This is a genomic window from Anaerostipes sp. AF04-45, assembly GCF_003461725.1.
GTDB lineage: Bacteria > Bacillota > Clostridia > Lachnospirales > Lachnospiraceae > Anaerostipes > Anaerostipes caccae.
In genome coordinates this window covers 215,327-238,574 of sequence record NZ_QTXQ01000005.1, presented here as the reverse complement: position 1 = coordinate 238,574, position 23,248 = coordinate 215,327, and the positions used below count along the sequence as shown (strand labels likewise).

The following is a 23,248-nucleotide window of genomic DNA, read 5'->3' as shown; positions in this document are numbered from 1 at the left end:
TCGGAACTCGCTGACGCTGGCCTAGAGTACTTAGGGAAGGCAAACGAAGTGCGAACTGAGCTTAGTACGAAGGCCGTTCGAAGGAACTTAATGAGCAGGAGCCGTAGGCGAAGTGCGAATTTAGTGAATCGAACCTCATTGCCTCCGAGCCTTTGCTGAAAGAAGAAAAACTAACATCTCTTCGAATGCAGGGCCTCCAAACTGGTCAAAATGGACGTAATATCTGCTGGAGCAGGTTACTTAGAAACCAAAGATGCCATCTGCGATCGTTTTTTGCACACTGTACTGTATAAATAAAAACTTAACAGGTATTGTCAAGTGAATTTAACGCAGTATCTGTCAGAGAAAGCAAATGAAGAAAAAACGATTGCAGAGTGGAAAATATCGTATGAAAACAGCTGGTTTATCCGGCTGTTTTTTGTTACTTAGGAAAGACCTTGTCACTCTAATGCGTGAGAGTCTTTCCTAAGTAACAAAAAACGTTCCGCGGGTTGCACACAGATGCGTAAGGAAATCATTTGACTACGTCAAATCGCATCTGGTACGCAAAGTTGTCAAGCCCCACAAAGAGTGAGGGGTTGGGGAGATGAAGTGTGGGTTTGCCCACTTTGTTCCGTTTTTCTTCTTGTTTTGTGTTATAATTAATAATATAGTGTAAATTGGAAATAAAAGCGGAAATATTTGGAGTGAAGTAACGGGGGAAATGTGATGACAGGAAGAGACACTATTTTAATCGTTGATGATATGGAGATAAACCGTGTCATCCTCCGAGGAGTGTTTGAAGCAGATTATAATCTTCTTGAGGCTGAAAACGGACAGCAGGCTCACGTCCTTCTGGAGCAGTACCACGGACGGATCGCCGCGGTGCTGCTGGATCTGGTCATGCCTGTAAAAGACGGGTTTCAAGTATTGAAGGAGATCGGGCAAAGCGGCATGATCTCTGAATTTCCTGTGATCGTCATCACAGCAGAAGATTCAGTCCAGAATGAGATGCAGGTTTTTGACATGGGGGCTTCCGAGATCATTATGAAACCCTTTGAACCCTATGTGGTGAAACGGCGCGTTCAGAATATTGTTGAGCTGAATCAGCACCGGCTGAACCAGGAAGAACTCATCGAGGAACAGGCGGCAAGGCTCAGGGAGTCCAACTCTGCCATGATCGATGCCCTCTCGTCCATAATCGAATACCGCAGCGCAGAGACGGGACAGCATATCCGGCGGATCAGGATTTTTACAAAAGCACTGCTTCATGATGTGGCATTGAGTTACCCGGAATACGGTCTGGAAAATTCCGAGATCCAGATGATCGTCAGCGCCTCATCCATGCACGATATCGGCAAGATCGCAATCCCCGATGCAATCTTAAACAAGCCGGGCCGCCTCACAAAAGAAGAATTTGAGATCATGAAGACCCATTCGGTCAAAGGATGTGAGATTCTTGCAGGTCTGGACCGGATGAGTGACAGACAATACCTTAAATATGCGTATAATATATGCAGATACCACCATGAACGGTGGGACGGCAGGGGGTATCCGGACGGTCTGAAAGGGGACAGCATCCCGATCTATGCCCAGGTCGTGGGGATTGCAGACTGCTACGATGCCCTGACCACTGACAGGGTCTATAAAAAAGCTATCGCTCCGGAGAAGGCATTTACGATGATCCTGAACGGCGAGTGCGGGACTTTTTCTCCGAAATTATTGGAATCTTTTAAAAATGTAAAAGACATATTTGCAGAATATTCAGAAATATATGCGGACAGGAGCGTGCCAAAAGGGGAGTCTTCGGATCTGGATATATCGGAAAAAAACCATCACAGGGAAGCGATAGACACCCTTCAGATGGGGCAGGCAAAATATTTTACTCTTCTGAGATATGCAGACTCTACAGTTATGGAAGTGGATCTTGGAACAGGCATTCACCATCTTGTATATGCGGCCAGCAGTAACTTCTCAGCATTAAAATCCGGAGACCGGTTTGAAGATGTCCTGAAAAATTTTGCGGAAAAATCTGCACACCCGGAGGACCGGGAAAGCATGCTTCATTTTCTGGGACCGGATCTGGAACAGTTTCTCGATGACGGTTTGATGAAAATAAGCCGGAAATTCCGCATTTACGACAGGCACTTGAAAACATACGGCTGGTGTGAATGTACGATTCTCAGAATCTCCGACGGGCACCCTTACCAGAGAAGGATCATGCTGGTCTGGAAAGAGTTGAAAGAAGCAGGAGAATTAAAGCAGCCCGGAACTTCCAGGATTCCGGGCACAGGGGGAGCAGGAAACCTTCTCGGGGGTATCCAGCAGTGCTTAAACGATAAATATTTTACGATGCTTCAGATCAATGAAGGGCTGGAAAATCTGCTCGGCTATGAGGCCTGGGAAATCAAAGAAAAATTCCGCGGACATTATCTTGAGGTCATTTACCCGCCTGACCGGGAGGAAGTCCTGGCTCAGACGAAAAAACAGCTGAGTTCGGGGAATGTTATTGAACTGGAGTACCGCGTTGTGGCAAGGGACGGGCAGATCATATGGGTTTTGGATAAGGGAAATCTGGTGACAGGGACGGACGGAAAGGAACATATCTTCCGGACACTGATCAATATCACTCAGTCCAAACAGGCTCAGGAGGAACTGAGGCTGACTCTTGAAAGACACAGAATCATCATGGAACAGTCCAATGATGTCATTTTTGAATGGGATATGAAGAAGGATAAAATGCTGTACTCTTCCAACTGGGAGAAGAAGTTCGGATATATTCCGGTCATGGAGGAAGCCAGTGAGAGACTGCTGACACAGTCCCATATTCATCCTGAAGATCTGGAAGTTGTGGAAGAACTGCTCCGTGATATGGGAGGCAGCATGCCGTATGGGCAGGCTGAGTTCCGCCTCGCGGACAGGGACGGCTGCTACCGCTGGTACAAAGTAAAAGCTACGGCTCAGTTCGACCGGGCCGGAAAACCGTTTAAAGCCGTGGGGATCATGGCAGATATTGACGATGAAAAGAGAGCTTCACAGGCATTGGAAGAAAAGGCGTCCAGAGATGAACTGACCGGACTTTACAACCGAAAAACTGCCAGAAAAGAGATTGAATACTATCTGGAAAGAAGAGATCCAAAAGAAATGGCAGCCATGATGCTTATTGATGTGGACGATTTTAAACTGATCAATGACCGGTACGGGCATATGTTCGGGGATGCCGTGCTTCAGGAGATATCATCGGTTCTCACGAGAGTGCTCAGGAAAGAAGATGTTATTTCAAGGATCGGCGGCGACGAATTTCTGATTTTTATGAAGGATATCCGCAGGGTAGATATCTTGAAGAGCAGGGCGGAAAAGATCAGGGAATCTTTTCAGTCTATGTTCCGGCAGAATATGACATCCTGCGAGTTTTCCACAAGCATAGGAATCGCTTGCTGCCCTCAGGACGGGACCCGTTTTGAAGACTTGTTCAGACACAGTGATCTGGCACTGTATGATGCAAAATCCAGGGGTAAAAACGGGTACAGCCTGTATGAGCATTCACTGTCAGAACAGGGGGGCGGTTTTCCCGGAATACTGCCTGCCGCAAATACGAGGATCGATTCCAACGAAGAACAGGGGAAGAAAATAAATGATCTGATCGAGCAGATCATTCAAAAGATATGTGAAGAGAAAGATCTGGAGACAGCGGTAGATTCGATTCTTAAGACAGCAGGCAGACATTTCGGCGTGAGCAGGGCTTATATCTTCGAGAAATCGGAAAAAGGGTGCGCCAATACATTTGAATGGTGCAGCAGGGGCATCAGGCCGCTGGCAGAATATCGCCAGACTATATCCGATGATCAGTTTGAAGCACACTGCAAGAATAATTTTGATGAGAACGGGCTGTTCTACTGCCCTGATATCGCGCAGCTTCCAAAAGAACAGAAGGAAGCGTTAGAGCTCAGAGGGATCAAATCAGTCCTTCAGTGCGCTATCAGGGATGGGGGTGAATGCAAAGGCTTTGTGGGATTTGACGAGTGTGTTATCAGGAGAATGTGGACGAAGGATCAGATTTATGCTCTGACACTGACCGCAATGTTCCTTTCGGTTTTTTTATTAAAAAAGCGGGCACAAGACAGGGCCGAGAAAACTGCCGCAGGCCTTCAGATGGCTCTTGATAACCAGAATTCCTGGATCTATATCATCGACCCCGATGATTTTCATCTGATTTATATCAACGAAAAGACAAACAGGATGGCACCGGATGTGAAGACAGGAATGTACTGCTATGAGGTGTTTTTTGCAAGGACCAGGCCGTGTGAGGAGTGTCCGGCAAAGAATATAAGCAGAAATATCAACAGGACCATGGAGATTTTCAATCCTGTCCTGAATGTATGGACGGAAGCAGATGCATCGCTGATCCGGTGGGGAGAAAAAGATGCATGTATGCTGTCCTGCCATGACATTACCAAATATAAATACCACAGAAAGGATGATGGAAAATGGCTGTAATTGGTGCATTTATGGTACCGCATCCCCCGCTGCTCATTCCCGGGGTGGGATGCGGAAAGGAGCAGGCGGCGGCAGACACCGTAAAAGCTTACAGAGAAGCCGGAAAAAAGATCGCATGTCTTGCCCCGGAGACAGTCGTGATCGCGACACCCCACTCTGTCATGTATACGGACTACTTTCACATTTCTCCGGGAGACGGGGCCCGGGGGGATTTCTCACAGTTTGGAGCGGAAGAGAGCCGGATCAGTACCGGCTATGACCGGGAAATGACAGAACTGATCACGCGGCTGGCCGAAGAAGACGGATTTATGGCAGGCACTGCAGGAGAGCAGGAGAAACAGCTGGATCACGCGTCGATGATTCCTATCTATTTCATACAGCAGACTTATCAGGAGTTTCAGACGGTCAGGATCAGCCTTTCGGGTCTTTCTCTTTCTGACCACTATACAATGGGGCAGTATGTGAAAAAGGCGGCAGACTGCCTTGGAAGAAAGACAGTTTTTATTGCCAGCGGAGATTTGTCCCACCGGCTGATGGAGGACGGGCCTTACGGATACTGTGAGGAAGGTCCGCGTTATGACAGCAGGATCATGAAGACTATGGAAAGCGGAGATTTTCTGGAGCTTTTTAATTTTGACGAGGAATTTCTTGAGAAAGCAGGAGAGTGCGGCCACAGGGCTTTTGTGATGCTGGCAGGAGCCCTGGACGGCATAGCAGTGAAAACGGAGAAACTCTCTTACGAGGGGCCTTTTGGCGTGGGATATGGGGTCTGTGCCTTTGAGCCGCTCAGGGAGGACCCGGGCCGAAAGTTTAAGGACGAGTATGTGAGACTTCAGAGAAAGAAGGCGGAGCGAAGGCAGGCCAGGGAAGACAGCTTTGTGCGTCTGGCGAGGCTGTCATTGGAATCTTATGTGAGAAACGGAACTATGATCGGAGTTCCGAAAGGGCTTCCGGAAGACCTCTTGAGCAGCAGGGCAGGAGTCTTTGTCTCTCTGAAGAAAGAGGGAAGGCTGAGAGGCTGCATCGGCACTATATGTGCGACGAAATCTTCTGTTGCGGAGGAAATCATACAAAATGCAGTCAGCGCCGGAGCAAGAGATCCGAGATTCTCTCCTGTCAGAGAAGAAGAACTGGCTCAGCTGGAGTACAGCGTGGATGTCCTGGGAAAGACTCAGAAGGTAACATCAATGGAGGAACTAGATGCCCAAAAATATGGAGTCATCGTAACACGGGGAGGGCGGAGAGGGCTTTTGCTTCCGAATCTTTCCGGCGTGGATACCGTGGATGAACAGATTGAGATTGCAAAACAAAAAGCCGGAATCGGAGAAGAGGAATCTGTACAGGTCGAACGGTTTGAAGTCATAAGGCACAGGTGAGAAGATGAAAGAGACATGTACGGTATGCATGCACCGCTGCAGGCTGAAACCAGGCCAGTTTGGAAGGTGCGGGGCCAGGAAAAATGTAAACGGTATGATCGTGTGTGAAAACTATGGCAGGATTACTGCCCTGGCTCTGGACCCTATCGAAAAGAAACCGCTTTCTATGTTTTATCCTGGGAGCGTCATACTGTCTGTGGGAAGCTTCGGATGCAACTTACACTGTCCCTTCTGCCAGAACCATGACATTTCCATGAAGAATGCAGATGAGGCGGAGACGGTCTTTCTTGCACCGGAGAAGCTTGCACTCAAGGCATCGGAACTCAGGGCCAGAGGCAACATCGGAGTCGCATATACTTACAACGAACCGCTGACAGGTTATGAATATGTGAGAGACGCGGCAAAAATAGTAAAACAGTACGGAATGAAGAATGTTTTGGTGACCAACGGTGCCTTTTCTGAAGCCGTGGAAGAATCGCTGCTTCCTTATATTGATGCGATGAATGTGGACTTGAAAGGCATAAGAGAAGATTACTACAGGAAATTGGGAGGAGATCTGGGGACGGTACAGAATTTTATCAAAAAAGCGGCAGACAGATGTCATGTGGAACTTGCCGCACTGATCGTTCCCGGAGAAAATGATTCGAGGGAAGAGATGGAGGAGATGGCCGCCTGGGTGGCCTCTGTAAATCCGGACATTCCGCTTCACGTGAACCGGTTTTTTCCGATATGGAACATGGCGGACAAGAAGGCCACGGAAACCGAAGAGGTCTACCGGCTGGCAGAGACAGCGAGAGCTTATTTGAAATATGTATTTGTGGGAAACTGCTGAGAGAGAACAGCGGGATATGGTCCTTGCTGTTCTCTCCTGTGTTCAGGCATCATATGCTGCAATGCTCACGGCCCCCGTAATGCTGAAGGCTTTTGGAGATTCCGGATAGCTCACCCGGAAACTCAGGGAAGCAGGGCTGTGCAGGGCTTTATCTGTGATAAAACAAGCCGATGCCGATGCAAGCCCGTCTGAGGCGGCGGGGGAAAAAGAAGCATATAAAAGCGCGGGATTGCTGTTAATGCACGGAAGGATACGAAAATACTTCCAGCTTCCGGGACCCGCAATAAAATGATAGCTTACAAAGTAAAACGAAGACGGCATCAATATGGCTGTATGTTCATCTGCCTGTCTGATCTGTCCGCCCTGTTCAAAGACCTGAAACAAGGGAAGGAGACTTTCGGAGGCAGAATCGGCATCAATACTATATTGGGCGCAGGAGGGCAGATGGCTTCCCATGGATTGGCAGGAGACAGTAAAATGATTCAAAACATCACATCCATAATTTGTCTTTCTATATTTTATGGTGCCGGATAAAATATGTGAAAGAAAAAACGAGGGGGAAGATGCTTCAGAGAAAAAGTATATTGTATACTGGTAGGAAGGATACGTATTCTATGGTAAAATAAAAAAAAGATGTACAGTTTAGAAAAGAGGTGCAAGATGGAGCAGAAAAAAGAAATGAAATGGACAATTCTGAAAAGCTCTGCACAAGGTTTATTGGACTGCCTTCAGTGTTATACAAAGAGCCAGCTTTTAGAGATTGCCTCTTTTTATGGAATGGACGGCACACGGTACAGGAAGCATGAACTGGTGGAGAAACTGGAATACGAGATTTTAGCCCAGACGCCAGCCGTTTTAAAATACAGCTCTTCCGAAGATCTGAGAGGACTGAAGCTGCTTTTGAGTGAGCCGGACGGGGAAAGCACCGGGATCTGGACATACCAGAGAAGAGGCTGGCTTTTTGTGTTCGGTGAAGACGGCGGGAGGAAGTTAGTTGTGCCGCCCGAAGTAGAAGCAAAGATCGCAAGATTCCTGTCCAATACAAAAAACAGGGAGACAGTCGTCCGCAACCAGGAGTTTTACCGGTATGCAAGAGCTCTGGCCCATTTGTACGGCGTTTATGAAAAAAAACAGCTGATGAGGGTGTGGGAAGAGTTTCACAGCACACCTCTCAGGAAAGGGGAAATTTCGAGATTTTTAAAATTCTCCGAAAAAGTCTACGGGGATTACCGTGTCGAAGGGCGCTACGTGATCTCCTCCAAAATTTCGGATACCAGAGTCTGCCTAAACCTTATGAATGAGGTGAAAAACCTGCCGTATTACATACCAGATCAGGAGGAGATCCGTCTGTATTATGAAGAATATGTGGATGTAGATGCACCTGAGTACAAGGAATTGAGAAAGTTTCTGGAGAAAAGGAAACACAATCCCCTGTCGTTTGCGGAACTGATGACCGCACTGGAAGACAATCTGCTCTTAGGAGGCGGTGTCTCTCAAATGTTCCTTCTGATGAAAGACGCCGGTATTTTTCTGAATGAGACACATGAAAAAGAGGAATTCCTGGCCTGCTGCGCACGCTGGCAGAAACGAACCCGGCAGTGGAGATACCGGGGCTTTACGCCGGAAGAGATCATGGAAGAATAAGAAGTACAGAGCCTTATATGGCCTCCGCTGCCTGATGCAGCGGAGGCCATATGATTTTGCAGTTTTATTCTGCGGGGGAGTTTTTCGGTTTGTTTTGTTTTTCTTCAAGGAACCGGCAGAAGTCAGAAAGGGGCATAGGACGTCCAAATAGATAGCCCTGTATGCCTTCACACCGCAAAGCTTTTAGGATTTCAAACTGATCCTGTGATTCCACGCCTTCCACGATAAAACTGATATTCAGAGTCTTACAGATATAAGCCAGAGCCTGGATAAACATCATGGCTTTTTCATTGCTCTCGATGGAGTCGATCATGCTTTTGTCCAGCTTCAGCGTATCAATATCGCTGTTAAGAACTAGAGACAGGTTGGCATATTTGACTCCGAAATCGTCGATGGCCACAGAAAATCCGGCTTTTTTGATATCCCGGATCATATCATCCAGAAATGTCTCGTCGATGTTTTCTGCACTTTCCGTGATCTCAAACTCCAGGAGACTGCGCGGTACCTGATACTGATCACAGATGGAAAAGATCGTCTTCAGAAAATCGGCATCCACCAGTGTGAATCGTGAGAAGTTTACAGAAATAGGGAACACCGGAGAATCGGACTTGATAAAGTCCTGGATGATCCGGCAAACTTCTTCAAATACAAAAAAATCTACATATTTTATGGTCATGGCAGATTCCAGCAGCGGAATAAAGCTGATGGGGGGCTCTACGGTTCCATCCTGACCAATATACCGCACAAGAGCCTCGGCACCGATGATTTCCTGTGTACTGCACAGGACTTTTGGCTGGAGATACACACAGAACCGTTCCTCTTCAATGGCTTTCAGAAGATGATCAAGGCTTTTGAGATCGAGCCGGTCATCAAAGTAATTCCGGTATCTCGAAGAATTTGGATTGGACCGGTAATACTCTTTTTTGTCTGTGTACATCATCTTATCTGCCTCAGTTAAGAGAACCTGAAAGTCAGACGGGCTTTCAGACCAGCTGTATCCGACGGCGCCGCTGCCGTCTACCGAGTGGGAAAACAAATATTTAAGTTCACGTATCATACGCATAAAGTGCTCATTTTTTATATTCAGACAGAGAATGGCAAATTCGTCTCCGCCGATTCGGTAGATCATATGCTCTGAGAAGATGACCTGAAGCTTTTTGGCGGATTCTTTGAGAAGTTGGTCTCCGCACTGATGGCCCTTTGTGTCATTGATATCTTTCAGTCCGTTCAGATCCAGGTAAATGACCCCGGCTGAACGGAAATCCTGTCTGCCGAAGCGGTCGAGATCTTCATTGAAACGGTTGCGGTTATAGAGTCCGGTCAGTGTATCCAGATAACTCAGATCTTTCAGCACGCGGTACGTGCGCATCTGCTCCATGCTGGAAGAAAGAAAGTAGCTGAGAGTCTCCAGAAAAGCCTCTACCTGATCAAAAAGATCTCCGGGCGGATTGTCTACTCCGATGTAGCCGGCAAGACGCTGGTTAGAAAAAAGCGGTGCTGCGATCAGCCGTTTGATATTCTGGGATGAAAGGACCTCATATTCTTCCGGTGACTGACTCCTGAGATCTTCCATGTCTTCTATAAAAATACACTTGTTATTCTCAAATTCTCTGCTCCAGCGGTCGATCAGGGTCACAGGCAGATTCTGCAGATTGTCTTTCTCAGGGTCTATGCCTTCTGCACACCATTCGTAGGTGTTGTTCATGGTCTGTCCGCTGATTTCAAAAATATAGGTCCGGTCTGCGGAAAGGAATCTTCCTGCTTTTTCAAGGATCATCTGTACGGAATTTTCTAAATCTTTGGTCTGGTGGAGGATGCGCAGACATTCCAGAAGAAGTTCTTCTCCTTTTGCTTTGTTTTTCAGCAGTTGTTCGGACTTCTCCTGTTCTGTCAGATCAAATCCTATCTCCATCCGCGCCGGACGGCCGTTCCATTCGATCAGTTTATCTTTTAGTATAAAATGCCGGTTTGTCATCCTGTTGGTGAAACGCCATGTATAGACAGAATCCCTGGACAGCAGATGGTTTGTGCAGAATTCACACGGCTCATCCCTTCCCTGAAGAAGACGGTAGCATGTTTCCCATTTATAGTTTTCTGCACCGAACAGGCGCTTGCCGGAACTGTTCAGATACAGAAGTTCGTATGTCTCTATATCTGCGACATAGATTACTTCTGCGATTTCGTCGATTAATTTAAACACGATTACCCTCCCCTGTCTTTCTGCGAGTCTTATTATATTCATCTGCGGCAAATACTGTACTTATTATTATACAACAGATTTTGCCAGATTCCCACCCGCTTTCCGTGAAAAAGCTGGAAATTATTTGTAGGATGTTCAACCGCCTTGTTCTTCTTGACACATATATCCTACACGTGTAAGATATAGATGATATTTATATGTGACGGTCGGGAACAGGAGGTGTCCATGAAGAAGACAGTGATTTTGATACTCGGAGCGGCAGCTGCACTGGGCGCTGCGGCATATGCTCTCTGGAATTATTTTGGCACAGAGCGTCCGAAAGATGTACTCTCCGAGTATGTTTCGTGTATTGAGAAAAAAGACTATGAGGCTATGTATGGGCTGTTAGATAAAGGCAGTCAAAAGGAGATTTCAAAAAAGGAGTTTATACAGAGAAATCAAAAGATTTATCAGGGGATCGGGGCTCAAAATATGAAGGTTGCTGTGGATAAAGATTCAGAAGGGGATAAGGTTTCCTACCGCATGTCCATGGATACGATCGCAGGCAGGATTTCTTTTGACCAAAAGGCTTATTTTGAGAAAGAGGGAAGAGAGTACCGTCTCAAGTGGGATGACAGCCTGATCTTTCCGGACATGGAATTCACAGATAAAGTCCGTGTCACGAAATTAAAAGGAAACCGTGGAGCAATCTACGACCGAAATGGGAAAATGCTGGCCGGAAAAGGAAAAGCCGCATCTGTGGGACTTGTGCCGGGGAAAATAAAAGACCGGAAAGCTTCTGTATCCGGTTTAGCGAAACTGCTTGGTGTGAAAAAGGAGGATATTGATAAAAAGCTTGACGCATCCTGGGTCACAAAAGATTCCTTTGTACCGGTAAAGAAAATGACGCCTGTCCAGGAAGCGAAAATAGAGAAGAAACTGTTAAAGATATCCGGTGTGCTTGTGTCTTCAGAGGACAGCAGAGTGTATCCGTATGGAAAGAAGGCATCACACCTGACCGGATATGTCCAGGAGATCAGCGCAGAGGAACTGGAAAAAAAGAAAGATCAGGGATATGAGCAGGGACAGCTGGTGGGGAAAAGCGGTCTTGAAGTATTATATGAAGACCGGCTCCATGAGACCGACGGATATAAGATATCGATTCTCAATGAGGACGGCAGAGAAAAGAAGGTGCTTGCCGTAAAAAGGGAAAAGAATGGGGAAGATATTTATACAACGATCGATGCGGGACTTCAGGAGAAAATTTATGACCAATATAAAGGTGATAAAAGCTGTTCTGTGATGATGAATCCGAAGACAGGGGAGGTCCTGGCTCTGGTCAGCACTCCGGCCTATGACAGTAATGACTTTGTGCTGGGGATTCCGGCGGATCAGTGGGAGGAACTGAACAAAGACAAGGCAAAACCGCTCTACAACCGCTTCCGCCAGAAATGGGCGCCGGGATCCTCCTTTAAGCCGGTGGTGGCAGGGATGGGCATGAATACAGGAAAACTGAAGCCCAATGAGGATTTCGGATACAGCGGGCTCTCATGGCAGAAAGACAGCAGCTGGGGATCTTATAAAGTGACGACCCTGCATACATACAAGCACGCAGTGCTTGAGAATGCACTGATTTATTCCGATAACATTTATTTTGCGAAGGCGGCGTTAAAGATCGGGGCCAGGGACTATGCGGCACAGGCAAAACATCTCGGGTTTGGCCGGGAACTGCCCTTTGACATTAAGATGGCAGTGTCTCACTTTTCAAATAATCAAAAAAGTATTGATTCAGAAGTCCAGCTGGCTGACAGCGGGTATGGCCAGGGCCAGGTACTTGTGAATCCGGTTCACCTGGCATCGATCTATTCGGCCTTTGTCAACAAGGGCAGCATGGTGCGTCCATATCTTCTCTATAAGAAGAAACCGGAACCGCAATACTGGATTAAAGACGCATTTTCTGAAAAAACGGCGGAGATCGTGAGAAAAGATCTTATTCAGGTCATCGAACACCCGGACGGCACCGGACACGGGGCAAGGACTCCCGGCGTGAAGCTTGCCGGAAAGACCGGAACCGCCGAGATCAAAGCGAGCAAGAGCGATACTTCAGGAACAGAGCTTGGATGGTTCGGGATTTTTACTGCAGACAAAAGTGAAAAAGAGCCATGGCTTTTAATTACCATGGCAGAAGATGTGAAAGAACGCGGGAGCAGCGGATATGTCGTGAAGAAGACTATTCCGGTGATCAAAGCGAAAGAGAACGAATAATCTCTAAGGCAGTCCGGGCTGCTTCCTTCCCCGATGCGCCGTCGCGGCCTTCGATTCTCAGGGCAAAGCAGTACGTATTATCTTTGGTTTTCAGAATACCAATGAACCATCCGTTTATGTCATGGCCGTCTATGCTGCCGGTCCCGGTTTTTCCATACAGGGTGCTGTCGGGGCCGCTGTTGAGCCGGATGGAATTTTGGACTGCTCTGACCGATCTCTCAGAGCAGCCGAGTCGGTTTTGATCAAAATCTCTGAGCAGAATGACCTGTTCTAAGGGGGAAATTTTCAGAGAGGATTCCAGCCAGAAAGAAGTGATTCCGCCGGAAATATCCTCATTGCCGTACCGGATGCGTCTGAGTGTTTTTTGCAGTTCCGTTTTCCCAAGCTTTTTATCCAGGGTCTGGAAGTACCAGTTGACTGAGGAGGACATGGCGCTGTCAAGAGTCTGGTCTTTATTCCAGGATGAAAATGGATACTGCTTTTGGTCCCAGGCAATCTCAGATTTGCCGGGGGATATCACGCCGGCATCCAATGCGGCAAGTGCGCTGTATATTTTATAGGTGGAATCCGGGGAGACTCTCTGCCGGCTCATTTTTTCATTGTATATGCTGTACTGGTCTTTATTTTTATCATATAGGACAAAACAGCCCTCATTTTCCGGAAAGAAAGAAGACAGATCAACCGAAACGAATGGCCGGTCAGGTTTCCCGGATACGGAGTCCGCCAATAAATTATGATTCTGAACGAAAGGCGAGAACAGGAGCCAGAGGATCAGCAGGAGAGAAAAACCTGCAAGTTTTGTTTTCTTTGACGGCCTGCGGTAGGAGGCGATGGCCGTGATGCGCTGTTTTAGCTGGGAATCGCTGCCTCCGATGCCTGAGGAAACAGAAAATATCTCTCCGGAAGACAGGTATCCTGCAAAATTCAGGATTGTGTGGCCGTAAGAATTCCATTCCTGCTGTCTTATATGATTCAGTACGGAAGCGTCACAGGCTATTTCCCGATCTGTCCGCATTTTTTTGAGAGAATAAAGCACGAAAGGGTGGAACCAGTAAAGCACCCTCACGATACAGCAGATGAGGCTGCCGGCGAGATCACCCCGCTTATAATGGCTCAGCTCGTGATAAAATACATAGGAAAGTTCTCGTTCAGAAAAGACCGAGAGAAACTTTTTCGGAAATACGATGACAGGGAAGAAGATCCCGAATGCCATGGGAGTATCTGTGGTCTCGGAGAGCACAAAGCGGATGTTTCTGCGGATTCCCAATTCCTCTTTACACTGGAGAAAAAGGCGCTCTGTATCCATATTTTTAACGAAAGCCATAGAGCGGTCCAGGCGGTTTAAGCGGACACAGTGATATAAAAAGACGGCAGTCATGGCGGCAGCGCCGGCAGCCCAGATCCAAAACAGGGCAGTAAAGACCGGGCCGGGGACAGATGCTCCGGCGGATACGGCGTAGTCGCTGATTTGTACGGCAGAGCCTGATGCGGCGGAGGCAGGGGAAATCTGTACAGCCTGCCTGGAAGCATTCGTCATAAAACTGATGATAAAAGAGCAGAGATCCGCTGATCCGGGCAGACGGACGGGAAGAAAGAAAAGAAGAGCGCAGAAACAGTAAAGATACCAGGTCATATGCCGGTACTGCGCTGTCAGACAACGCCGCAGCAATTTTTGTCCTGCCAGGATTACAGGGACGATAAAAGCAAGAAACAGGCAGTGGAAGAGAAAATTCTCCATCAGAGCTTGATACATGTTATTCATCCTCCCTGCCAAGTCCCGCATCCAAAATCTCTTTTAATTCATGGATTTCCCGGGCTGTCAGCCGGTCTTCTTCTAAAAAATTTGTTACAAGCGAACTGAAACAGCCGTCATAAAAGCGGTTGAGAAAACAATCTGTCTCCTGTTTTAAGATCTCCTCCTCCTTTACCAGAGGGGTATAGAAAAAAGCTCTGCCTCGTTTTTCATAGGTCAGGGCTCTTTTCTTGACCAGTCTTGAGAGGAGGGTCTGAACAGTCTTCGGACTCCAGTCATTTTGGGCGGCCAGAAGCTTTGTCACCTGGGGTGTGCTGATCGGCGCATGGGCCCACACGGTTTTCATCACTTTATATTCGGCATCTGAAATCTGGGGAATCGGTTTCATAGGTCCACTCCTTTTAATCTTACAAATGTAGTATATAAAATTATAACACAGGATGTTATAAAAAGTAAAGCCGGAACCGTGCAGCACTATGGTTCCAGCTTTTTTAAGATGTTTAAGGTAGTCCGGGCCGCCTGTTTTAAATCGTTTAAATCCTCTTCCGGCAGCCGGTCAAAGGACTGCTTGAGATGATTGATAAAAGCCTGTTTTGCTTTCTGTATCATACATGTGCCCTTTTCGGATAGCCGAATGTAGACATATTTCCGATTTTCCTCATCCATGTACCGCTCCACAAGACCTTCCTTTGCCAGGGGAGCCACTGCCCGGGTCGTCTGTTCTTTTGACGAACCGATATATTTGGACAGCCTGGACATCGTAAGGCAAGGTTTGACTTCCAGCGCAAACAGGATGGACAGCTGGCTTTTCGTCAGATTCAGATCTTTCATATCCAGAGAACTGAAAATCAGTTTCCGGCACAGAGGGAATATTTCAAACAGAGATACGGCGATCCCCGTTGATTCTGCCTGATTCATGTTTTATACTCTCCTTAATTTTCTTTGATACTTATCTACAGTATAATCAGTTAATTGATAAGTGTCAATGGTTGACAAAAATCAAATATTGAGGTATGATGAAAAGAAATACCAGGAAATGTAAAGGAGGTACCCAGAATGAAATACAAGAAGACGAGCAGCATTATCAGAGAGTATACAGATTCCTATTCTAAGCTGTGTACGGAGAGCTGTACGGTTCCGAAGGAGCTGTATTCCCAGTTCGGCGTAAAGAGGGGACTGAGAGATGAAAACGGTACGGGTGTCCTGGCAGGACTCACAAATATTTCATCAATCCAGGCGTATGAAGAGATTGACGGGAAAAAGGTACCGTGCGACGGGCGGCTCCTGTACCGAGGCTATGATATTATTGACCTCACAAGAAATTTTGTACAAAACCGCAGGTTTGGTTTTGAGGAGACTGCATATCTTCTGCTGTTCGGGGAACTTCCAAACGAAACGAAACTGGCAGAATTTAAAGACGTCCTTTCACTCTGCAGGACACTTCCAAGGAACTTTACCCGAGACGTTATTATGAAAGCGGCCAACGCAGACATCATGAACTCTCTGACAAAGAGTGTGCTGAATCTGGCGTCCTATGACCCGAAGGCAGCCGATATCTCCATGCCGAATGTTCTCCGGCAGAGCCTGATGCTGATCAGTGTATTTCCGATGCTGGCAGTCTACGGCTACCATGCATATAATCATTATGTAAAGCAGGAGAGTTTTTATATCCACCGTCCGGACGAAAAACTTTCTGCGGCTGAGAATATTTTGCGGATGCTCCGTCCGGACATGAAGTATACAGAACTGGAAGCCAAGGTACTTGACATCGCACTTGTGCTGCATATGGAGCACGGAGGAGGAAATAACTCCGCATTTACGACCCATGTGGTCACATCCGCCGGGTCTGATACATATTCAGTCATTGCGGCAGCCTTATCTTCTTTGAAAGGGCCCAAACACGGCGGCGCCAATATTAAAGTCGTCCAGATGATGCAGGATCTCAGGAAAAGTGTAAAGGACGTCAAAGACGAAGATGAGGTGAAGGCATATTTGCTGAAGCTGCTGAACAGAGAGGCCTTTGATAAAAAGGGCCTGATCTACGGCATGGGACACGCGGTGTATTCGATCTCCGATCCGAGAGCGCTGATCTTTAAGAGCTTTGTGGAGAAACTTGCGAAAGAAAAGGGCCGGGATGATGATTTCGCACTTTATTCATCAGTGGAAAAACTGGCAACCCAGGCCATTGCGGAGGAGCGGAAGATCTACAAAGGCGTCAGCGCCAACGTAGACTTTTACAGCGGATTTGTTTACAGCATGCTGGATATTCCGCTGGAATTGTTCACACCGATCTTTGCCATGGCGAGGATCGTCGGCTGGAGCGCCCACAGGCTGGAGGAGCTTACCAACGTGGATAAGATCATACGACCTGCCTATAAGAGTGTGGCAGAAGAAAAGAAGTATATTCCCATGGAAGAGCGCTGATCTTAATCTCAGCGGGGAACGGCTGCTGCCGTCTCAGAAGAATCCTGTGAAGTTTCCAGCTTCTGCATCTGAATAAATTCATGACGGCCAAGGAAAAAGGCGGTGACGGCGGCAATCCCGTCCGCGATGGGACCTGCATACATGACTCCATCGATTCCTAAAAATATAGGAAGCAGCAGGATCAGAGGGAGCAAAAACAGTATCTGCCTGGTGAGGGATAAGAAAATCCCTTTCCAGGCTTTTCCTATGGAACTGAAAAAGTTGGACACAATAGGCTGGAGTCCGTTTATAAAAACCATAAAAAGATAAATGCGGAAATAGCGCTCGGCAAAGTGAAAATAGGCCGCGCTTCCCTCCCCGAAAATACTGACGATCTGTCTCGGAATCAGCTGAAAACAGATAAATGCAGCGGAGAAGATAGCGGTAACGGTTATGATCTCTTTTTTCAGGGTGTCACGGACCCTTCCATACAGCTGTGCGCCGTAGTTGAAGCCTAGGATAGGCTGACATCCCTGGGCGATGCCGATGGCAAATGCCATGACAAAAGCGTTGACCTTGATGATCACACCCGCACACGCAAGGGGGATATCACTTCCGTAGGAGGACAGGGCACCGTAGTATGCCAGGGTGTTGTTTAAAGCGATCTGCACGGCCATCATGGCAATCTGGTTGAAGAAGCTGGCGATGCCGATGGACACAATGGCCTTTAGATTGTCCGCATTGATCTTCAGGCAGTCTTTTGTGAGCTTCATGGTACGGAACCTTGTGAGATAGGCAGCGGCCATGACACAGGAGACGATCTGGCCGATGACGGTAGCAGCGGCTCCGCCGGCGATGCCCCAATGGAATCCAAAGATAAACAGAGGGTCCAGGCAGGTGTTGATGACGGCTCCGGTCACCATGACGACCATAGAATATCTGGGGCTGCCGTCAGACCGGATCAGATTGCAGAATCCGTTGGTGGCGATCAGAAACGGAAATCCCAGTGCGGTGATCCTCGTGTAGGTCAGGGCATAGGGAAATACCTGTTTCGTGGAACCGAAGGCGATCAGGATCGGTTTCAGGAACAGCAGGGAAAAAATACTTAAGGCAAGGCCCGAGAGGATCAGGAGAGAGATCGAGGTGCCTGCATAGCTTTTTGCTTTTTCGTTTTCTCCTCTTCCCATATTTAAGTTAAAATTGGAGGCACCGCCGATTCCGATGAGCAGTGAAAGGGCGATGCATATATTGACGAAGGGAAACGCCACGTTGGTTGCCGCATTGCCGAGCATGCCGACTCCCTGGCCGATGAAGATCTGGTCTACAATATTGTAGAGGGAGCTCACCAGCATGGCGATCACGCTCGGTACGGAATATTTGGCAATGAGCCGGCCGGTGCTCTCAAAGGCCAGCGGATTGTCCCTGACTGACTGCTGCTGTTCCATAATTCATATCTCTCTTTCTTATCTATGATATACAAAATCTAACATATGGTTTCCGGCCCGTGTGAGGAATTCCAGAAACAGATGTTTTTCTTCGTCGGTGAAATCTTCAAGAATCTTTGAGTTCCAGCGCTTCAGGGCGTCTTTGATGACCGGGCATACGTCTTTTGCTCTTTGGGTCGGATAGATGTTGTAGCAGCGTCTGTTGTCTCTGTTCTGTACCCGGACAATATAATTTTCCTTTTCCAGGTGGGCAAGAGCTCTCGTCACGTTGCTGGCATTGACGTTGAACGCGGTCAGCAGGTCTTCCTGGGCAATGCCCGGATCTTCGCAGATTTTTAAGATATAAATGTGCTGGCTGCTGTTAAACCCCAGATTTTTGAATTCTTTATCCAGCTGCATTTTGGTAAAGCGGGATATGGTTGATATCCATTTTAAAAAGCCTTTCACTGATCTACTCCTTTATAACAGTTGCGTGCGCAATAAATGATAACTTTATGATACCGCTGGAAAAAAAGATTGTCAAGGCGTATGATAATCGTAAGGATGATGTATCAGGCAAAGAATTTCGGGAAAAATCAATGTAAGATGAAGAAAGAGAAAGAAGGATGTTTAAATGGAAAAGTTTATTTGTATCCCGGATTCTTTTCAGGGGACGGCAACTTCTCTCGAAGTGTGCCGGATTATGAGCAGAAAAATTTCAGAGATATATCCGGACAGTGAGGTGATTGCCATCCCTGCGGCAGACGGAGGGGAGGGCAGTGTGGATGTGTTTTTGAAGGTTTTTGGCGGAGAGAAGGTCCGGATTGAGGTAAAAGATCCATATTTTCATGACATCAGCGCTTCCTATGGTTTGGTGGACAACGGCAGAGTGGCTGTGATCGAGATGGCTTCCTGCGCGGGAATTCCTATGGCGGGAAAGACGAAGAATCCGGAGATCACCACGACATACGGAGTGGGACAGCTGATTCTCTCTGCCGCCCAGAGGGGAGCCGAGATCATCATCGTCGGACTGGGGGACTCGTGTACGAACGACGGGGGATGCGGCATGGCTTCCGCACTGGGCGTTCAGTTTTTTGACAGAGAACAGCAGACGTTTATCCCAAACGGAGGGACGCTGATGGATATCCGCTATATTGACAAATCAGGGCTCGCAAAAGAGCTATCAGGGGTGGAAATCATCACGATGTGTGATATGAACAGCCCTCTCTATGGACTTCGGGGAGCGGCCCATGTCTGTGCGCCCCAAAAGGGAGCAGACTCGGAACAGGTGGCACATTTGGACCAGGGACTGATCCACCTGTGTACAAGGATCAGAGAAGATATCAACCTGGATGTGTCGGAAATTCCGGGGGCAGGAGCGGCAGGAGGCATGGGAGCAGGCATGGCCGCATTTCTGGGATCGAAACTTAATATGGGAATTGAGGTTGTTCTTGACATGGTGCATTTCAATGATATCGCCCGGGGCGCAAAGCTCATCCTGACCGGAGAAGGCAGGCTTGACGGGGAAAGCCTCTGCGGAAAAGTTGTGGACGGAGTAGCCGGGAGAGCCAGGGCCCTGGGGATACCGTCGGCGGCTGTGGTCGGAGGTGTCGGAGAAGGAATTGACGGAATCTATGAAAAAGGGCTTTCGGCCGTCTTTCCCATCAATCAAAGACCTCAGGATTTTTCGGAGAGCCGTTTCTATACGGAAGAAAACATCGCGTTTGCGGTGGAAAATATCCTTCGCCTTGTCAGGGCTTTAGAAAAATAGGGAGGAGAGTTATGTTTGTCCAGTTAAACAGCATCAAGATGTATTATAAACGATATGGCAGCGGAAGGCCGCTGATTCTGCTGCACGGCAATGGGGAAGACCACACGATTTTCAGGGAGGTCATAAAACCGCTGTCCAAAAATTTTACGCTTTATCTGCCGGATGCCAGAGGACATGGGAGAAGCTCGGGCACAGAGGAGTTTCACTATGTGGACATGGCATCCGATATGCTTCAGTTTATCAAAAAGCTCAGGATTGAAAGTCCGGCTTTTTACGGCTTCAGTGACGGAGGGATCGTGGGGCTTCTGCTGGCATCCAGAAGGCCGGGACTCTTGTCTCATCTGATTATAAGCGGAGCCAATATCAATCCCGGAGGCCTGAAAGCAGAGCTCAGGATTCCGCTGAAGATTTCTTATTTTTGGTCCCGGGACCCGAAGGTGAAGCTGATGCTTACAGAACCTCATATTTCCAGAAGTCAGCTGAGGGCTATAAGGGCAAAAACTCTCGTCCTTGCCGGAGGAAGGGATCTGGTCAAAGAGAGCCAGACGAGAGAGATCGCCAGGCTGATTCCAAGAGCCAGATTAAGGATCTTAAAGGGGGAGAGCCATGAGAGCTATGTGGTTCATAATAAAACGCTGGCAGAGATTATCGAACACGAACTTCTGCGTTAGCAATTTGTCACCGTAAAGGTCTTGCAAAGAAGAATCGGCGGGCATATACTAAAGGAACTAAATTTGATCTTCTGATATGAAAAATCCAAAGGAAAGAGGTATAAATATGAAAGATTTAAAGACGCTGAAAATCGGCCTTTTGGGGTACGGGACTGTGGGAACCGGAGTTTACAAGCTGGTGGAGAGTCAGAAGGAAGAGATGCCCCATAAAATCGGAGCGAATCTCTCAGTGGCAAAGATCCTTGTGAGGGATAAGACAAAAAAGAGGGACGGAATTGACCAGAGCCTGCTCACAGACCGTTTTGAAGATATCATAGAGGATGAGGACATCCAGATCGTCGTGGAAGTGATGGGAGGAATCGAGCCTGCCAGAACCTACATAAATGCTGCTCTGAGAGCAGGAAAGCACGTAGTTACCGCCAACAAGGATCTGATCGCGGAGCATGGAAAGGAACTTTTGGACGAGGCTTCCGCCAATGGATGTGACCTGCTGTTTGAGGCGGCGGTGGCCGGTGGGATTCCGATCCTCCGCCCGTTAAAGCAGTGCCTGGCGGGGAACCATCTGTCCGAAGTCATGGGGATCGTAAACGGCACCACAAACTTTATCCTCTCCAAGATGACACAGGAGGGAATGGAATTTTCAGATGCTCTTATGCTTGCCACGGAACTTGGTTATGCGGAGGCAGATCCCACAGCGGATATCGAAGGGTACGATGCGGGGCGGAAAGTTGCCATCATGGCCTCCATCGCATTTAATTCCAGAGTCACTTTTTCAGATGTTTATACGGAAGGGATTACAAAGATTACGTCCAGAGATATCGCCTACGCTAAAGAGATGGGCTGTACCATCAAGCTTTTGGGCGTGGCGAAAAACACGCCGGAAGGCATCGAAGTGCGTGTTCACCCGATGCTGATTCCAAGCGGCCATCCGCTGGCAAAGGTGGATGACTCCTTCAATGCGGTGTTTGTCCACGGAGACGCCGTGGATGATGCCATGTTCTATGGAAGAGGTGCGGGAGAACTGCCGACAGCCAGCGCCATCATGGGCGACGTGATCGACGTGGCGAGAAATATCCAGTTTGACTGCTGCGGAAGGATCAGCTGCACTTGTTATAAGGATCTGCCGATCAAGAAGATCAATGAAATAGAGAGCAGATATTTTCTGAGGCTTAAAGTCGAGGACAGGGCAGGAGTGCTTGCAAAGATCGCGGATACACTGGGCAGATATAATGTCAGCATCTCCCAGGTGATCCAGAAAGACAGCAGGGAAGGAACAGCTGAGCTGGTTGTCATTACCGCAAAAGTAAAAGAGCAGAACTTCTTTGACGCGCTGGCGACCATCGCTGAGATGCAAACGACAAAGAAAGTTTCCAGCGTCATCCGGGTATATTAAGTATCCGCGGATGTCTGTCCGGCTTCTCTGGATTCAGCCCTGGAGTAAAGAAGCACGCCTCCTATCGTGATGAGTCCGCCAAGGATCTGAAGGACAGCGGGAAGTTCCTGAAATAAAAAGACTGCAAATACAGATGCCACCACAGGTTCGCACAGCTTGGAGGCCGATACAAAGGCCGGTGAGAAAAATTTCAGGCACCAGCTGAAGATGCTGTGGCCTAATAAAGTGGAAAAAATACTTAACAAAAGCCCGACGACTGCCGGGCTTTTTCCATGCCCGAAAAGTGAATTTCCCTGGACCAGCAAAGCAAATACCAGCGATATGGAGCAGAATCCATATACGATATATGTATAGCTCACCGTGGACATCTCCGTCCGGGCGATCCGTCCGATCAGCGTATATACCGCCACAAAGACAGCGGCGGCCAGGGCCAGCATGTCTCCGTACAGGCTGCCGTGGGAACCGGCAGAGTCGGAAAATGCGATCAGGATGCTTCCGGCCAGAGTGATGACAATGCTTATGAGTGCAGTTCGGGACAGATGCCCCTTCATAAAAATGGTGAAGCCAAGGGCGACCCAGATGACTTCCGTACAAACGATGGCCGTGGAGCTTGCGACGGTGGTGTGGGAGAGGGATTCAAACCAGAAGGTAAAATGCAGGGCCAGAAAAATACCGCTGACCGCACAGAGACAGACGGTTTTCCGGTCGGTCTGTCTGAGCTCGGCAAGGTATCTTTTCTTTCCAAGAACAACCGGCGTCATCAGGAGCACCGTCCACAAAAGGCGGTATGCCGCAGTCACCGAAGAAGGGGCCGCAGAATATTTGACAAAAATTGCCGAAAGGGATATCCCTATGATTCCGATGACGATCATAGCCATTGGATGTTTTTCTAATAATTTCATAACAACTCTCTTTTCTATCGTAATTATAAATCTTAGTATACCACATCTTTACACAATTTTAATGCCCTTCCCCTCTACCTTAACACTAATTTTATTTTCTCTGTGATAAGCTTTTTAATCATAAAGGAGGATATGAAGAATGAATACAGTTATTTGTCT

The 23,248-nt window shown here is 47.8% G+C and carries 17 protein-coding genes; 9 read left to right on the top strand and 8 right to left on the bottom strand.

All coding sequences use genetic code 11. The features are described from left to right. Nucleotides 1-708 precede the first annotated feature (708 nt). From DWV34_RS09735 to amrS, 3 genes are read left to right on the top strand one after another with little or no spacing between them, the layout of a single operon-like run. On the top strand, nucleotides 709-4,476 hold the full coding sequence (locus DWV34_RS09735) for a diguanylate cyclase domain-containing protein (protein WP_118476157.1): 3,768 nt from the start codon (nucleotides 709-711) through the stop codon (nucleotides 4,474-4,476). Beyond that, nucleotides 4,467-5,852, top strand: a complete 1,386-nt coding sequence (amrA, locus tag DWV34_RS09730; RefSeq protein ID WP_022260867.1) for an AmmeMemoRadiSam system protein A — start codon at nucleotides 4,467-4,469, stop codon at nucleotides 5,850-5,852. Before DWV34_RS09735 ends, amrA begins: the two co-directional genes overlap by 10 nt. Nucleotides 5,853-5,856: 4 nt before the next feature. Next, nucleotides 5,857-6,684 (top strand): AmmeMemoRadiSam system radical SAM enzyme, encoded by an 828-nt coding sequence (gene amrS / locus DWV34_RS09725; RefSeq protein WP_022260868.1) that lies wholly within the window; start codon nucleotides 5,857-5,859, stop codon nucleotides 6,682-6,684. A gap of 42 nt (nucleotides 6,685-6,726) precedes the next feature. Here amrS and DWV34_RS17395 read toward each other — a convergent pair whose 3' ends face one another. Continuing rightward, nucleotides 6,727-7,170 (bottom strand): hypothetical protein, encoded by a 444-nt coding sequence (locus tag DWV34_RS17395; RefSeq protein ID WP_187115060.1) that lies wholly within the window; start codon nucleotides 7,168-7,170, stop codon nucleotides 6,727-6,729. A gap of 174 nt (nucleotides 7,171-7,344) precedes the next feature. On the opposite strand from DWV34_RS17395, the gene DWV34_RS09710 reads away from it, so the two are divergent. Further along, on the top strand, nucleotides 7,345-8,328 hold the full coding sequence (locus tag DWV34_RS09710; RefSeq protein ID WP_022260869.1) for a hypothetical protein: 984 nt from the start codon (nucleotides 7,345-7,347) through the stop codon (nucleotides 8,326-8,328). A 64-nt stretch (nucleotides 8,329-8,392) separates the two neighbouring features. Here DWV34_RS09710 and DWV34_RS09705 read toward each other — a convergent pair whose 3' ends face one another. Beyond that, on the bottom strand, nucleotides 8,393-10,528 hold the full coding sequence (locus DWV34_RS09705) for a sensor domain-containing phosphodiesterase (RefSeq protein WP_233444252.1): 2,136 nt from the start codon (nucleotides 10,526-10,528) through the stop codon (nucleotides 8,393-8,395). 225 nt (nucleotides 10,529-10,753) lie between these two features. Here DWV34_RS09705 and DWV34_RS09700 point away from each other — a divergent pair, with 225 nt between their 5' ends. Continuing rightward, nucleotides 10,754-12,772 carry a penicillin-binding transpeptidase domain-containing protein gene (locus DWV34_RS09700; RefSeq protein ID WP_306799460.1) on the top strand — a complete coding sequence of 673 codons (2,019 nt, stop codon included), beginning with the start codon at nucleotides 10,754-10,756 and terminating at the stop codon, nucleotides 12,770-12,772. On the opposite strand, the gene DWV34_RS09695 is transcribed toward DWV34_RS09700, so the two are convergent. The 3 genes from DWV34_RS09695 to DWV34_RS09685 all read right to left on the bottom strand — a co-directional run bounded on the left by DWV34_RS09695 (nucleotide 12,750) and on the right by DWV34_RS09685 (nucleotide 15,443). After that, nucleotides 12,750-14,525 carry a BlaR1 family beta-lactam sensor/signal transducer gene (locus tag DWV34_RS09695; protein ID WP_009289110.1) on the bottom strand — a complete coding sequence of 592 codons (1,776 nt, stop codon included), beginning with the start codon at nucleotides 14,523-14,525 and terminating at the stop codon, nucleotides 12,750-12,752. The genes DWV34_RS09700 and DWV34_RS09695 overlap by 23 nt on opposite strands. Nucleotide 14,526: 1 nt before the next feature. Further along, entirely contained in the window at nucleotides 14,527-14,913 is a 387-nt protein-coding gene (locus tag DWV34_RS09690; protein ID WP_006566593.1) for a BlaI/MecI/CopY family transcriptional regulator, read from the bottom strand. Between the two features lie 86 nt (nucleotides 14,914-14,999). Next, on the bottom strand, nucleotides 15,000-15,443 hold the full coding sequence (locus DWV34_RS09685; RefSeq protein WP_006566592.1) for a MarR family winged helix-turn-helix transcriptional regulator: 444 nt from the start codon (nucleotides 15,441-15,443) through the stop codon (nucleotides 15,000-15,002). 138 nt (nucleotides 15,444-15,581) lie between these two features. On the opposite strand from DWV34_RS09685, the gene DWV34_RS09680 reads away from it, so the two are divergent. Next, nucleotides 15,582-16,949: a citrate/2-methylcitrate synthase gene (locus DWV34_RS09680; RefSeq protein ID WP_006566591.1), complete on the top strand. Its 1,368-nt coding sequence runs from the start codon at nucleotides 15,582-15,584 to the stop codon at nucleotides 16,947-16,949. 8 nt (nucleotides 16,950-16,957) lie between these two features. Here the strand turns inward: DWV34_RS09680 and DWV34_RS09675 are convergent, their stop codons facing one another. Together DWV34_RS09675 and DWV34_RS09670 are read right to left on the bottom strand one after the other, a co-directional pair. Beyond that, complete coding sequence (locus DWV34_RS09675) at nucleotides 16,958-18,373, bottom strand: MATE family efflux transporter (protein WP_118476153.1); 1,416 nt, start codon at nucleotides 18,371-18,373, stop codon at nucleotides 16,958-16,960. Nucleotides 18,374-18,391: 18 nt separating this feature from the next. Beyond that, nucleotides 18,392-18,820, bottom strand: coding sequence for a MarR family transcriptional regulator (locus DWV34_RS09670; RefSeq protein ID WP_009289106.1), 429 nt, complete (start codon nucleotides 18,818-18,820; stop codon nucleotides 18,392-18,394). 166 nt (nucleotides 18,821-18,986) lie between these two features. On the opposite strand from DWV34_RS09670, the gene DWV34_RS09665 reads away from it, so the two are divergent. From DWV34_RS09665 to DWV34_RS09655, 3 genes are all read left to right on the top strand, one after another. Continuing rightward, nucleotides 18,987-20,123 (top strand): glycerate kinase family protein, encoded by a 1,137-nt coding sequence (locus tag DWV34_RS09665; protein WP_118476151.1) that lies wholly within the window; start codon nucleotides 18,987-18,989, stop codon nucleotides 20,121-20,123. Between the two features lie 11 nt (nucleotides 20,124-20,134). Beyond that, on the top strand, nucleotides 20,135-20,794 hold the full coding sequence (locus tag DWV34_RS09660; protein ID WP_006566586.1) for an alpha/beta fold hydrolase: 660 nt from the start codon (nucleotides 20,135-20,137) through the stop codon (nucleotides 20,792-20,794). A 106-nt stretch (nucleotides 20,795-20,900) separates the two neighbouring features. After that, on the top strand, nucleotides 20,901-22,187 hold the full coding sequence (locus DWV34_RS09655) for a homoserine dehydrogenase (RefSeq protein ID WP_187115059.1): 1,287 nt from the start codon (nucleotides 20,901-20,903) through the stop codon (nucleotides 22,185-22,187). On the opposite strand, the gene DWV34_RS09650 is transcribed toward DWV34_RS09655, so the two are convergent. Then, a complete protein-coding gene (locus DWV34_RS09650) occupies nucleotides 22,184-23,089 on the bottom strand; it encodes a DMT family transporter (protein ID WP_006566584.1) in 906 nt (301 codons plus the stop codon). The two genes, DWV34_RS09655 and DWV34_RS09650, sit on opposite strands and share 4 nt — an antisense overlap. Nucleotides 23,090-23,248 lie beyond the last annotated feature (159 nt).